Annotated in this window: 10 protein-coding genes; 5 read left to right on the forward strand and 5 right to left on the reverse strand. The window is 62.6% G+C overall.

Features of this window, described 5'->3' with window-relative positions:
- Positions 1–22 precede the first annotated feature (22 nt).
- Entirely contained in the window at positions 23–2,122 is a 2,100-nt protein-coding gene (pta, locus tag ACOZJV_RS16140) for a phosphate acetyltransferase (protein ID WP_078469851.1), read from the forward strand.
- Positions 2,123–3,028, forward strand: coding sequence for an acyltransferase (locus tag ACOZJV_RS16145; protein WP_078469850.1), 906 nt, complete (start codon positions 2,123–2,125; stop codon positions 3,026–3,028).
- Positions 3,029–3,118: 90 nt separating this feature from the next.
- On the opposite strand, the gene cysN is transcribed toward ACOZJV_RS16145, so the two are convergent.
- The 3 genes from cysN to ACOZJV_RS16160 form a co-directional block, all read right to left on the reverse strand.
- Entirely contained in the window at positions 3,119–5,017 is a 1,899-nt protein-coding gene (gene cysN, locus ACOZJV_RS16150; protein ID WP_020297162.1) for a sulfate adenylyltransferase subunit CysN, read from the reverse strand.
- Between the two features lie 9 nt (positions 5,018–5,026).
- Positions 5,027–5,944: a sulfate adenylyltransferase subunit CysD gene (gene cysD, locus ACOZJV_RS16155; RefSeq protein ID WP_020297160.1), complete on the reverse strand. Its 918-nt coding sequence runs from the start codon at positions 5,942–5,944 to the stop codon at positions 5,027–5,029.
- 159 nt (positions 5,945–6,103) lie between these two features.
- Positions 6,104–6,862 (reverse strand): Nif3-like dinuclear metal center hexameric protein, encoded by a 759-nt coding sequence (locus ACOZJV_RS16160; RefSeq protein WP_078469849.1) that lies wholly within the window; start codon positions 6,860–6,862, stop codon positions 6,104–6,106.
- Between the two features lie 102 nt (positions 6,863–6,964).
- Here ACOZJV_RS16160 and algW point away from each other — a divergent pair, with 102 nt between their 5' ends.
- The 3 genes from algW (at position 6,965) to ACOZJV_RS16175 (ending at position 11,052) form a co-directional block, all read left to right on the forward strand.
- Positions 6,965–8,119, forward strand: coding sequence for a Do family serine endopeptidase AlgW (gene algW / locus ACOZJV_RS16165; RefSeq protein ID WP_020297158.1), 1,155 nt, complete (start codon positions 6,965–6,967; stop codon positions 8,117–8,119).
- 86 nt (positions 8,120–8,205) lie between these two features.
- Positions 8,206–10,311 carry a TonB-dependent siderophore receptor gene (locus ACOZJV_RS16170; protein WP_421548034.1) on the forward strand — a complete coding sequence of 702 codons (2,106 nt, stop codon included), beginning with the start codon at positions 8,206–8,208 and terminating at the stop codon, positions 10,309–10,311.
- 12 nt (positions 10,312–10,323) lie between these two features.
- On the forward strand, positions 10,324–11,052 hold the full coding sequence (locus ACOZJV_RS16175) for a DUF4198 domain-containing protein (RefSeq protein ID WP_421548035.1): 729 nt from the start codon (positions 10,324–10,326) through the stop codon (positions 11,050–11,052).
- Positions 11,053–11,109: 57 nt separating this feature from the next.
- Here the strand turns inward: ACOZJV_RS16175 and hisC are convergent, their stop codons facing one another.
- Entirely contained in the window at positions 11,110–12,162 is a 1,053-nt protein-coding gene (gene hisC, locus ACOZJV_RS16180; protein WP_201129469.1) for a histidinol-phosphate transaminase, read from the reverse strand.
- Positions 12,163–12,164: 2 nt separating this feature from the next.
- Positions 12,165–13,493: a histidinol dehydrogenase gene (gene hisD / locus ACOZJV_RS16185; RefSeq protein ID WP_020297154.1), complete on the reverse strand. Its 1,329-nt coding sequence runs from the start codon at positions 13,491–13,493 to the stop codon at positions 12,165–12,167.
- Positions 13,494–13,604 lie beyond the last annotated feature (111 nt).

Genomic DNA, 13,604 nt, shown 5'->3' on the forward strand with positions numbered 1-13,604 from the left:
CATGCACCCTTCGAGAACCCGCATGCAAACTTTTTTTATCGCACCCACCGATTTTGGTGTGGGTCTGACCTCCATCAGCCTCGGGCTGGTGCGTACGCTGGAACGGGCCGGGCTCAAAGTCGGCTTTTTCAAACCCATTGCCCAGCCCCATCCGGGCGACACCGGCCCTGAGCGCTCCACCGAACTGATAGCCCGCACCCACGGCCTCAAGCCCCCGCAACCCCTGGGCCTGGCCCATGTCGAGCGCATGCTGGGCGACGGCCAGCTGGATGAGCTGCTCGAAGAAATCATCACCCTCTACCAGGAAGCGGCCGTCGGCAAAGACGTGCTGATCGTCGAAGGCATGGTGCCGACCCGCAGCGCCAGCTATGCGGCTCGGGTCAACCTGCACCTGGCGAAAAGCCTGGATGCCGAGGTGATCCTGGTCTCCGCCCCGGAAAACGAAGTGCTCACCGAGCTCTCCGGGCGTGTCGAGTTGCAGGCCCAACTGTTTGGCGGCCCGCGCGACCCGAAAGTGCTGGGGGTGATCCTCAACAAGGTGCGTACCGACGAAAGCATGGAGGCCTTTGCCGCCCGCCTGAAGGAACACTCGCCGCTCTTGCGCAGCGGTGATTTCCGCCTGCTGGGCTGCATTCCGTTCCAACCGGAGCTGAACGCCCCGCGCACCCGTGACGTGGCCGACCTGATGGGCGCCCAGGTACTCAACGCCGGCGACTATGAAACCCGGCGCATGACCAAAATCATCATTTGCGCGCGCACCATGCGCAACACCGTGGAACTGCTCAAGCCCGGCGTGCTGGTGGTGACTCCCGGCGATCGCGACGACATCATCCTCGCGGTGAGCCTGGCCGCCATCAACGGCGTCCCCCTGGCCGGCCTGCTGCTGACCAGCGATACCCTGCCCGACCCACGGATCATGGAGCTGTGCCGCGGCGCCCTCAACGCTGGCCTGCCGGTGCTGTCGGTGAGTTCCGGCTCCTACGACACCGCCAATCAGCTCAACGGGCTGAACAAGGAAATCCCCATCGACGACCGCGAGCGCGCGGAAATCATCACCGACTTCGTCGCCAGCCACCTCGACGCCCGCTGGCTGCACCAACGCTGCGGCACCCCACGGGAAATGCGCCTGTCCCCGGCGGTGTTCCGCTATCAGTTGATCCAGCGTGCCCAGGAAGCCAACAAGCGCATCGTCCTGCCTGAAGGCAGCGAACCCCTAACCGTGCAGGCGGCGGCCATCTGCCAGGCCCGTGGCATTGCGCGTTGCGTGTTGCTGGCCAAGCCGGAAGATGTCCAAGCCGTGGCCCGTGCCCACGGCATCGAACTGCCCGAAGGCCTGGAGATTCTCGACCCGGACCTGATTCGCGAACGCTACGTCGAGCCGATGGTGGCCCTGCGCAAGAGCAAAAGCCTCAACGCACCGATGGCCGAACAGCAACTGGAAGACCCGGTGGTCATCGGCACCATGATGCTGGCCCTGGATGAAGTCGATGGCCTGGTGTCCGGGGTCATTCACTCCACTGCCAACACCATTCGCCCGGCGCTGCAACTGATCAAGACCGCCCCGGGCTGCACCCTGGTGTCCTCGGTGTTCTTCATGCTGTTCCCCGAGCAGGTGCTGGTCTACGGCGACTGCGTGATGAATCCGCACCCAAGCGCCAGCGAACTGGCCGAGATCGCCCTGCAAAGCGCCGACTCGGCGGCGGCCTTCGGGATCACCCCACGGGTGGCGATGATCAGCTACTCCAGCGGCGACTCGGCCAGCGGTGAGGAAGTGGAAAAAGTCCGCGAAGCCACCCTGCTCGCCCACGAAGCCCAAAGCACCCTGCTGATCGACGGTCCGCTGCAATACGATGCCGCGGCCAACGAAGCGGTTGCCCATCAACTGGCGCCCAACAGCCAGGTGGCGGGCAAGGCCACGGTGTTTGTGTTCCCCGACCTGAACACCGGCAACACCACCCACAAGGCGGTGCAGCGCAGTGCCGACTGCGTCAGCCTGGGGCCGATGCTGCAAGGCCTGCGCAAACCGGTAAACGACCTGCCCCGTGGGGCGCAGGTGGACGACATCGTCTACACCATCGCCCTGACCGCGATTCAAGCCGCCAACCGACCTGTGGATATCTAAATGCTGGAATTCCTGCCTGCCGCCGTGCGCGGGGTGATCGCGTCGTTGTTACTGGCGTTGAACACCATCCTGCTGTGCTCGTTCCTGTTCTGCGTGGCGATCTTCAAGCTGCTGCCGTTCGCCCTCACCCAGCGCTTCACCGATTGGCTGATGAGCCATACCCACGAAGCCTGGATCAGCAACAACAATGCCTGGATGAAACTCATCTGCCGCACCCGCTGGCACCTCAGCGGGCTTGAGGGCCTGGACTACCAGCACTCCTACCTGGTCACCAGCAACCACCAGAGCTGGGTCGACATCATGGTCCTGCAATACGTACTCAACCGGCGCATCCGTCCGCTGAAGTTCTTTCTCAAGCAGGAACTGATCTGGGTCCCGGTCATTGGCCTGGCCTGGTGGGCCCTGGGTTTCCCGTTCATGAAGCGCTACACCAAGGCCTACCTGGAAAAGCACCCGGAGAAAAAAGGCCAGGATCTGGAAACCACGCGCAAGACCTGTGCGAAGTTTCGCAACAATCCGGTGGGAATGTTCAATTTTGCCGAGGGCACGCGCTTTACCGAGGGCAAACACGCACAGCAGCAATCGCCCTTCCGCTACTTGCTCAAGCCCAAGGCCGGCGGCATCGCCTTTGTGCTGGATGCCATGGGCGAACAACTGAAGTCGATCGTCAACGTCACCATCCACTATCCCGGCGGTCGTCCGGGTTACTGGGACCTGCTGTGCGGCAGGGTGAAAGAGGTGGTCGTGCATTTCGAAGAACTGCCGATCCCGCCCCAGTTCATTGGCAAGAACTACGAACAGGACGCCGAGTACCGCCAGCAATTCCAGAGCTGGATCAACCAGCTGTGGCTGGACAAGGATGCGTTGCTGGAAAAAATGCACCGCCAATACCCGGCCAGTCACTAATCACCTGCCCACAAAAAAGCCCGCAGTCGAGTGATCGGCTGCGGGCTTTTTCTTGCCGCTTCAAGCGTGAAGCTCGTAGCGGCTACTGCTTCAAATCGCGCCGCGCTGGCGCAACAGATCCAGCACCTGCTTGACGCTTTCTTCCAGCGACAGTGCCTGGGTGTCGATCACCAGGTCGGCATTCAACGGCACATCGTACGGGAAGGACTCACCCGGGATGTTGTCGCCACCGGCAGCGTACAGACCTTGTGGATCACGCTCGGCACACACCGCTGGCGACGCCTGCACGTAGATGGTCAGCAAACGCTCCTTGCCGATCAGCGCCTTGGCCTGCTCACGCCCTTCGGCGTCCGGAGCGACAAAGGCGGCCAGGGTCAGCAGGCCGGCTTCGTTGAACTGACGGGCAACGTGCGCCGCACGACGCCAGTTCTCGGTACGCCCGGCACGGTCCTGCGGCAAGCCCTTGTTCAGGTCATGACGCAGGTTCTGGCCATCCAGGACAAACACCGCACGGCCCATGTCGAACAGCTTGCGTTCAACCGCATAGGCCAGGGTGCTCTTGCCGGCGCCCGACAGGCCGCTGAACAGCACGGTGGCCGGCTGCTGGCCAAAGCGCTGGGCACGTTCTTCGGTCGCTACATGGGCCAGCTTGCCATGGTGCGTGGCGCTGCCATGGGCCAGCGGCTGGGCGACAATCATGCCGGCGCCCACAGTGCCGTTGGTCAAGCGGTCGATGATGATAAAGGCGCCAGTGGTGCGGTTGCTTTCGTAGCCGTCGAGGGCGATCGGCGCGTCGAGGCTGATCTTGACCTTGCCGATCTCGTTCAGCTGCAAGGCACTGGCCGGGCCTTCTTCCAGGGTGTTGACGTCGACCTTGTTGACGATGCTGGCAATCGAGCCCGGCACGTAACTGGTGGCGCGCTTGATGTCGTACTTCTTGCCCGGCAGCATCGGCTCTTCAGCCATCCACACCAGCATGGCTTCAAAGCTGTCGGTCACCGGCGGCACGTTGTCGGCGTGTACCAGCAGGTCGCCACGGGAGATATCGATTTCGTCTTCCATGGTCAGCGTCACCGCCTGACCCGGACCTGCATGCTCCAGCTCACCTTCGAAGGTGACGATGGACTTGACCCGGCTGCTCTTGCCCGACGGCAGCACGACGATCTCGTCGCCCTTGTGCACAATGCCGCTGGCCAGGGTGCCGGCAAAACCACGGAAGTTCAGGTTCGGACGATTCACGTACTGCACCGGGAAGCGCAGGTCGGTGAAGTTGCGATCGCCGGCCACTTCCACGGTTTCGAGGATTTCCATCAGCGACTGGCCGGTGTACCACGGCGAACGCTCGGACTTGTTCACCACGTTGTCGCCCTTGAGGGCCGACATCGGCACGAAATGCATGCTGGTGGGCTGCATCTTCAGGCCTTCGGCGAACTTCAGGTAGTCGGCCTTGATCGACTCGAACACACCTTGGTCAAAGCCCTTGAGGTCCATCTTGTTGATGGCCACAACGATGTGCTTGATGCCCAGCAACGAGGCGATGAAGCTGTGGCGGCGGGTCTGGGTCTGCACGCCGTAGCGAGCATCCACCAGGATGATCGCCAGGTCGCAGGTGGACGCGCCGGTCGCCATGTTGCGGGTGTACTGCTCATGGCCGGGGGTGTCGGCGATGATGAATTTGCGCTTGGCGGTGGAGAAATAACGGTAAGCGACATCAATGGTGATGCCCTGCTCACGCTCGGCCTGCAGGCCGTCGACCAGCAACGCCAGGTCGATGTCGTCACCGGTGGTACCGACTTTCTTCGAGTCGCGGGTAATGGCTTCCAGGTGATCTTCGTAGATCATCTTGGAGTCGTGCAGCAAGCGCCCGATCAACGTGCTCTTGCCGTCGTCGACGTTACCGCAGGTCAGAAAGCGCAGCAGCTCTTTACGTTCGTGCTGGCCCAGGTAAGCGAGGATGTCCTCGCTGATCAAATCAGATTGATGCGACATGACAGCCCCTTAGAAATAACCTTGACGTTTTTTGTCTTCCATCGAGCCTGCGCCATCGTGGTCGATGACCCGGCCCTGGCGCTCGGAAGTTCGCGTCAGGAGCATTTCCTGGATGATGTCCGTCAGGCTTTCCGCCTCGGACTCTACCGCGCCCGTCAACGGGTAGCAGCCAAGGGTACGGAAACGCACTTTCTTTTTGACGATACGGGCTTTGTCTTCATCGGACAGATGTTCGAGGATCCGCTCGTCGTCAATCATGATCAGGGTGCCGTTCTTCTCGATCACTTCGCGTTCGGCGGCGAAGTACAGCGGCACGATCGGAATGCCTTCGAGGTAGATGTACTGCCAGATATCCAGCTCGGTCCAGTTCGACAACGGGAACACGCGGATCGATTCGCCCTTGTTGACCTTGCCGTTGTAGACGTTCCACAACTCGGGGCGCTGGTTCTTCGGGTCCCAGCGGTGCTTGCTGTCGCGGAACGAGTACACGCGCTCTTTGGCACGGGATTTCTCTTCATCGCGACGGGCACCACCGAAGGCGGCATCGAAGCCGTACTTGTCGAGGGCCTGTTTCAGGCCTTCGGTCTTCATGATGTCGGTGTGCTTGGCACTGCCGTGGGTGAAAGGGTTGATGCCCTGCGCCACACCGTCCGGGTTGACGTGGGTGATCAGGTCCAGGCCCAGTTCCTCGACCATCTTGTCGCGGAACCTGTACATCTCCTGGAATTTCCACTGGGTGTCGACGTGCATCACCGGGAACGGCAGTTTGCCGGGGAAGAACGCCTTGCGGGCCAGATGCAACATCACGGCGGAGTCTTTACCGATGGAGTACAGCATCACCGGGTTATCGAACTCGGCGGCCACCTCGCGGATGATGTGGATGCTTTCCGCCTCCAGCTGTTTCAGATGCGTCAGTTTGTCGACCATGGCTACTCACGAAAGCTTTCTTATGGACGGCCATCGGGCCGTGTTCGAGCGGGGCATGCTAGCACAGCGTCATCTTCTAATCAGGCCGCCAGATAGAACGAAACGATATATGAATATATCGCCTCGTTAGGGCTCGACCGAGCCTTTCACCGCCGAGGATCAGATCGGATTCGGGCAGTCGATAAACAGATGCTCCAGGGCAAAACGCCGCGCCAGGTAGTCGCCCAGTGCCTGTACCCCGTAGCGTTCAGTGGCATGGTGGCCGGCGGCGATAAAGCTGATGTCGTTTTCCCGGGCGCTGTGGAAGGTCTGCTCCGAGGCTTCGCCGCTCAGGTACAGGTCGACCCCGGCCAGCACCGCCTGGTCGATGTAACCCTGGCCACCGCCGGTGCACCAGCCCACGCGGCGGATCATCTCGCTGCCTTCGATCAGCAACGGCTCGCGGCCCATGGCTTCCTGCACGCGGCGGGCAAAGTCGCGGGCGGTCATCGGCTCGTTCAAGGAGCCCACCAGACCGACGACTTTCGGGTTTTCCGGGTCCAGCGGGCCTTCGACGGTGATGTCCAGCTGCCGCGCCAGTTGCACGTTGTTGCCGACCTCCGGGTGCAGGTCCAGCGGCAGGTGGTAGGCCAGCAAGCTGATGTCGTGCTTGAGCAGGGTTTTCAACCTACGCTGCTTCATACCGGTGATGCAGGGGTTCTCGCCTTTCCAGAAATAACCGTGGTGCACCAGCACCAGGTCAGCCTTGGCCTCGACCGCGGCGTCGAGCAGCGCCTGGCTTGCAGTGACCCCGCTGACAATGCGCATCACCTGCGGCCGGCCTTCGACCTGCAGGCCGTTGGGGCAATAATCGGCGATCCGCGAACTGCCCAGATATCGGTCCGCTTCTTCTACCAGGGTGCTCAGGGCAACGGCCATAAAAGACTCCTAAATATCCCGTTCAGAGGCGCGCGTGGCCTCGTATAATGCGCGACATTATGGGCCGTGTGCGGTCCTTCGTAACCACCCAGGACTTGCTCAATGCTCAAGGCTCTGCGTTTTTTTGGCTGGCCGCTGCTGGCCGGCGTGCTTATCGCGCTGCTGATTATCCAGCGTTACCCGCAATGGGTCGGGCTGCCCAGCCTGGACGTCAACCTGCAGCAGGCGCCGCAGACCACCAGCACCCAGCAAGGCCCGGTGTCCTATGCCGATGCAGTGGTCATCGCCGCACCGGCGGTGGTCAACCTCTACACCACCAAGGTGATCAACAAAACCGCCCATCCACTATTTGAAGACCCGCAGTTCCGGCGCTTCTTCGGCGACAACCTGCCCAAGCAGCAGCGCATGGAGTCGAGCCTGGGTTCGGGGGTGATCATGAGCCCGGAAGGCTATCTGCTGACCAACAACCATGTAACCACCGGCGCCGAGCAGATTGTGGTGGCACTCAAGGATGGTCGCGAAACCCTGGCCCACGTCATCGGCAGCGATCCGGAAACCGACCTCGCGGTGCTCAAGATCGACCTGAAGAACCTGCCATCGATCACCATCGGCCGCTCGGAAAATATCCGCGTCGGCGACGTCGCGCTGGCCATCGGCAACCCGTTCGGAGTCGGCCAGACGGTGACCATGGGCATCATCAGCGCCACCGGACGCAACCAGTTGGGCCTGAATAACTATGAAGACTTCATCCAGACCGACGCCGCCATCAACCCGGGCAACTCCGGCGGCGCCCTGGTGGACGCCAACGGCAACCTGACCGGCATCAACACCGCAATCTTCTCCAAGTCCGGCGGCTCCCAGGGCATCGGCTTTGCTATCCCGATCAAACTGGCCATGGAGGTGATGAAGTCGATCATCGAGCACGGCCAGGTAATTCGTGGCTGGCTGGGGATCGAGGTGCAGCCATTGACTCAGGAGCTGGCGGAATCCTTTGGCCTGTCCGGACGCCCGGGGATCGTGGTCGCGGGGATCTTCCGCGATGGCCCGGCGCAGAAGGCCGGCATGCAGCTGGGTGACGTCATCCTGAGCATCGATGGCGAGCCGGCAGGCGACGGTCGACGCTCGATGAACCAGGTGGCGCGGATCAAACCCAGCGACAAGGTCAGCATCCTGGTGATGCGCAATGGCAAGGAGCTCAAACTCACCGCCGAAATCGGCCTGCGCCCACCGCCAGCACCGGTTAAAGAACAAGAGTAAGTGCCGACCGGGGGCGACCCCGGTTAAAAGCATGCATCCTCATTGGTCATGTTATATTGTTTCAATATCGCTATTGGAACGATGCCATGACGTCTCGCAAAATCGTCTCCCTGGCAGGCCTGACCCTGGGCCTGCTGGGGGATCCTGTCTTCGCCGAAGAACCGCAAACCGTTGAACTGGACGCCATCAGCGTCACCTCTGAATTTCCCTCGGCCAGCGAACCGCACAAAGGTTATCGCGCCACCTATTCCAGCGGCGCGACCAAGACCGACACCGCGCTCCGCGACATCCCGCAATCCATCAGCGTCATCCCCGCCAGCGTGCTCACGGACCTGGGCAGCAACCATGTCGAGCGCGCCCTGGAATTCGCCGGCGGGGTTTCCAAGCAGAACAACTTCGGCGGCCTGACCCTCTACGAATACAGCGTGCGCGGCTTCACCACTTCAGAGTTCTACAAGGACGGTTTCAGCGCCAACCGCGGTTATCCCAGCACCCCGGACGCGGCCAATATCGAGCGCATTGAAGTGCTCAAGGGCCCTGCCGCCAGCCTTTACGGGCGTGGCGACCCAGGGGGCACGGTGAATATCGTGACCAAGAAACCCCAGCCCGAGGCCTTCGCCACCCTGCAGACCAGCGCCGGCAGTTGGGATCGCTATCGCACCGCCCTCGACCTCAATACCCCGCTCGACGAGCAAGGCAAACTGCTGTCGCGGGTCAATCTGGCGGTGGAGGACAATCACAGCTTTCGCGATCACGTCGACAGCAAGCGGGTTTTCGTCGCGCCCTCCCTCAGCTGGCAACTGGACCCGGACACCCGCCTGACCCTGGAAAGCGAGTTGGTTCGCCACAGCTCCACCTTCGATCGGGGCATCGTCGCCCCCAATAATCGCTGGAGTGGCGTTTCGCGCTCGACCTTTCTTGGCGAACCCAACGACGGCGACATCGACAACCACAACAACCTGCTGCAAGCGGCCCTTGAGCATCAGCTCAATGACGCCTGGTCATTGCGCCTGGCCAGCCACTACAAGCAAGGCCAGCTCTGGGGCTTTGCCTCGGAAAGCCGCCCGTTGAACCCCAACGGCCACAGCGTCAATCGCCGCTATCGCGAGCGCGACACCTCGTGGCACGACAGCATCAGCCAGCTGGAACTGCGCGGCCGTTTCGACCTTGGCAGTTGGCAGCATGAGCTGCTGATCGGCAGCGAGTACGAGGACTACCGCAAGAACGAGCGCGTCACCACCCTCGCCGGCGGCGACTACGCCATCGATATCTACCACCCGGTCTACGGCCAGACGAAACCGGCGGGCCTGCCCTCCGGCACCGATTTCTTCGAGCATGTGCGCAGCCAGGCGCTGAACCTGCAGGATCAGATCATCTTCAGCGAACGCCTGCGTGGCCTGATCGGCGTACGTTTCGAGCATTTCGAGCAGGCCATCGATAACCATGTCAGCGGCAAGACCAGCCGCCAGACCCACGACGCCTTGACCCAACGAGTCGGCCTGCTCTACCAGCTGACCCCGCAACTGGGCCTGTTTGCCAACGCCTCGACCTCCTTCAAGCCGAACAATGGCCTGGACGCGGCCGGCAAGTCATTCACCCCCGAAGAAGGTGTCGGCTATGAGGCCGGACTCAAGAGCGAGCTGTTCGACGAGCGCCTGAGCGCCACCCTCGCCGCGTTCCACATCGAAAAGAAAAACGTCCTGGCGCTGGACCCAGGCACCGACTCCAGCCGCGCCATGGGCCGGGCCCGCAGCCAGGGTGTCGACCTGCAACTGAGCGGGCAACTGACGGACGCGGTACGGGTGATCGGCGCCCTGGCCTACATCGATGCCGAGGTCACCAAGGGCGACCAGGCGATTCCCGCCGGCAGCCGGATCCTGGGCGTGGCCAAGCGCAGCGGCAGCCTGCTGGGGGTGTATGAATTCCAGGATGGCTGGCTGCGCGGCTCCGACGCAGGCGCGGCCTTCACCTACGTCGGTGACCGCTCGGGTGAAGCCGGAGGCCGCTTCGAGTTGCCGGCGTACCACACGGTCGACCTGCTGGCGCACTACAAGGCCAGCGACGAACTGACCCTGGGCCTGAACCTGAACAACCTGTTCGACGAAAAATACTACGAGCGCTCCTACAGCAACTACTGGGTCAACCCCGGCGAGCCGCGCAATTTCACCGTCAGCCTGACACTCAACCTGTAAAAGGAATTCGCCATGCACCCCCTCCCCTCACGCGCCCTCTGCGGACTGCTCGGCTTGCTGTTCGTTGCCCAGGCCTCGGCCCACGGTCTGTGGACCGAACAACGACGCGGCAATATCGAGGTCGTCTACGGCCACGGCGCCGAAGACAACGCCTTCAACGCGCAAAAAATCAGTGGCGCCTGGGCCTTTGATGGCAGCGGCAAAATGATTCCGGTGACGGTCCAGCGCCTGCCCGACCACGGACGCCTGTCGCCACTGAAGCCGCCGGCAATCATGGCAGTGGCGCTGGATAACGGCATGTGGTCGCAGACCGCGGACCAGAAGTGGGTCAACCAGGGACGCCGCACAGTGCCCGGCGCGGTGGCATCGACCCAGACCTTCAAGTACAGCCTGGCGATTTACCAGCCCGGGGCCAAGTTGCCCCAGTTGCAGCAAATCAAGCTATTGATCCGCCCGGAAGTCGACCCTCTGACTGTCGGCCCGGGCAACGCTCTGTCGGTTCGGGTGCTGCTCGACGGCAAGCCCGTGGCCGGGGTCAAGCTGATAGGTGACTATCGCAACGCGCCCAACACCTTGAGCAGCGAAACCGATGCCGAAGGCCGGGCCCGGGTGATTGTGCGCAATGAGGGGTTGAACGTGATTGCGGCGCAGGTGGAAGTCCCGGTGAAAGACAACCCGGATGTGGCGTCACGCGGGTTGTTCAGTTCCCTGACCTTCCTCGGCGAACCCCATCACGAATAAGCCTGCAGCCCGCATCAGCCGCCATTGCGGCGGCTGATGCCTCAGGCCGGCAGCGCTCTACAGCTCGCCCAGGCCGTCGATCAGCGCCTGGTTCTGCTCCGGGGTGCCGATGGTGATACGCAGGAACTGCGCAATGCGTTCCTGTTTGAAGTGACGCACGATCACCCCCTGCTCACGCAGCTTGGCCGCAAGGCCGGCGGCGTCGTGCTGCGGGTGACGGGCAAAGATGAAGTTGGCCGCCGACGGCAGGACTTCAAAGCCCTTGGCCTGCAACTGCGCCACCACGTGCCCGCGACTGTCGATCACCTGCTTGCAGGTCTGCTCGAAGTACTCACGATCCTCGAATGCCGCGGCGGCGCCGACAATCGCCAGGCGATCCAGCGGGTAGGAGTTGAAGCTGTTCTTGATCCGTTCCAGGGCCTCGATCAGGTCCGGATGGCCCACCGCCAGACCGACCCGCAGGCCTGCCAGGGAACGAGACTTGGACAGGGTCTGGGTCACCAGCAGGTTCGGGTAACGGTCCACCAGGCTGATCGCGGTCTGGCCGCCAAAGTCGATATAGGCCTCATCCACCACCACCACTGAGTCCGGGCTGGCCTTGAGGATCTGCTCGATCGCCTCCAGCGCCAACAGGCAACCGGTGGGCGCGTTGGGGTTGGGGAAGATGATCCCGCCATTGGCCCGGGCGTAGTCTGCCGCGCGGATCTGGAATTGCTCATCCAGCGCCACCGCTTCGAACGGGATGCCATACAGCCCGCAATACACCGGGTAGAAGCTGTAGCTGATATCGGGAAACAGCAGCGGCTGCTCGTGTTGGAACAGACCGTGGAAGATATGCGCCAGCACTTCATCGGAACCATTGCCAAGGAACACCTGGCTGGCCTGCACCCCGTAATACTCGGCGACGGCGTGCTTGAGCAGGTCGCTGTTGGGGTCCGGGTACAGGCGCAGGTTGTCGTTCAGCTCGGCGCGCATCGCCGCCAGCGCCTTGGGCGATGGGCCGTAGGGGTTTTCGTTGGTGTTGAGTTTGACCAGCTTGGCCAGTTTCGGCTGTTCGCCCGGCACATAAGGCACCAGATCCTTGACGAACGGACTCCAGAATTTGCTCATGCTCATTGCCCCTGCTCTTGATCGTCGACGATGCGGTACTCGGCGCTGCGGGCGTGGGCGGTCAGCGACTCGCCACGGGCCAGCACGGAAGCGGTCTTGCCCAGTTCGGAAGCGCCCTGCTCGGAGCAGAAGATGATCGACGAACGTTTCTGGAAGTCATAAACCCCCAGCGGCGACGAGAAACGCGCGGTGCCGGAGGTCGGCAACACGTGGTTCGGGCCCGCGCAATAGTCGCCCAGGGCCTCCGAGGTGTGGCGTCCCATGAAGATCGCGCCAGCGTGGCGAATCTGCGGCAGCCAGGCTTGCGGGTCAGCCACCGACAGCTCCAGGTGTTCCGGGGCAATGCGGTTGGCGACGTCGATCGCCTGCTGCATGTCGCGCACCTTGATCAGGGCGCCACGGCCGTTGATCGAGGTGTTGATGATTTCGGCGCGCTCCATGGTCGGCAGCAGCTTGGCGATGCTCGCCGCCACGCGGTCGAGGAACTCGGCATCCGGGCTGACCAGGATCGCCTGGGCGTCCTCATCGTGCTCGGCCTGGGAGAACAGGTCCATGGCGATCCAGTCCGGATCGGTCTGGCCATCGCACACCACCAGGATCTCCGACGGGCCGGCGATCATGTCGATCCCCACCTGGCCAAAGACGTGGCGCTTGGCGGTGGCGACATAGATGTTGCCCGGCCCCACCACCTTGTCCACCCGAGGCACGCTTTCAGTGCCGTAGGCCAGGGCGGCTACCGCCTGGGCGCCACCGATGGTGAAGACCCGGTCGACCCCGGCGATGCAGGCCGCGGCCAGCACCAGCTCATTGAGCTCGCCACGCGGGGTGGGCACCACCATCACCACTTCGGCGACACCGGCGACCTTGGCCGGAATCGCGTTCATCAGCACCGAAGACGGATAGGACGCCTTGCCGCCCGGCACATAGAGCCCGGCACGGTCCAGCGGGGTGACTTTCTGGCCCAGCACCGTGCCGTCGGCCTCGGTGTAGGTCCAGGAATCCTGTTTCTGTTTTTCGTGGTAGCTGCGAACCCGAGCCGCAGCCTTTTCCAGGGCTTCGCGCTGGGCCACGGTGATGCGGGTCAAGGCCAGTTCCAGGCGCTCGCGCGGCAGGATCAGGTCGGCCATGGACGCCACTTGCAGGCCATCGAACTTTTCGGTGAACTCCACCAGCGCCGCATCGCCACGCTCGCGCACGGCCTTGATGATATCCAGCACCCGCTGATTGACCGAGTCGTCAGACACACTTTCCCAGCTCAGCAGATGATCCAGATGATGCGCGAAATCCGGGTCAGCAGCGTTGAGTCGGCGAATTGCAGTCGGTGCGGTCATAGCGAGAGCCTCATAGGAATGGCAAAAACTCAGGCGCCCGAAGCTACCATTCGATCCGCTTGGGCACCTGAGAATTCTGGCTATGAGGCGGATAGACGGGCGCAACTCAAG

The sequence above is a fragment of the Pseudomonas sp. QD4 genome (genome assembly GCF_049199125.1).
In the GTDB taxonomy this organism is placed as follows: domain Bacteria; phylum Pseudomonadota; class Gammaproteobacteria; order Pseudomonadales; family Pseudomonadaceae; genus Aquipseudomonas.

Bases quoted from the DNA above. Each gene is read 5' to 3' on its own strand.
- cysN (WP_020297162.1), bottom strand. From the start codon at position 5,017: ATGTCGCATCAATCTGATTTGATCAGCGAGGACATCCTCGCTTACCTG.
- ACOZJV_RS16175 (WP_421548035.1), top strand. From the start codon at position 10,324: ATGCACCCCCTCCCCTCACGCGCCCTCTGCGGACTGCTCGGCTTGCTG.
- hisC (WP_201129469.1), bottom strand. From the start codon at position 12,162: ATGAGCAAATTCTGGAGTCCGTTCGTCAAGGATCTGGTGCCTTATGTG.
- algW (WP_020297158.1), top strand. From the start codon at position 6,965: ATGCTCAAGGCTCTGCGTTTTTTTGGCTGGCCGCTGCTGGCCGGCGTG.
- ACOZJV_RS16160 (WP_078469849.1), bottom strand. From the start codon at position 6,862: ATGGCCGTTGCCCTGAGCACCCTGGTAGAAGAAGCGGACCGATATCTG.
- ACOZJV_RS16170 (WP_421548034.1), top strand. From the start codon at position 8,206: ATGACGTCTCGCAAAATCGTCTCCCTGGCAGGCCTGACCCTGGGCCTG.
- cysD (WP_020297160.1), bottom strand. From the start codon at position 5,944: ATGGTCGACAAACTGACGCATCTGAAACAGCTGGAGGCGGAAAGCATC.
- hisD (WP_020297154.1), bottom strand. From the start codon at position 13,493: ATGACCGCACCGACTGCAATTCGCCGACTCAACGCTGCTGACCCGGAT.
- pta (WP_078469851.1), top strand. From the start codon at position 23: ATGCAAACTTTTTTTATCGCACCCACCGATTTTGGTGTGGGTCTGACC.
- ACOZJV_RS16145 (WP_078469850.1), top strand. From the start codon at position 2,123: ATGCTGGAATTCCTGCCTGCCGCCGTGCGCGGGGTGATCGCGTCGTTG.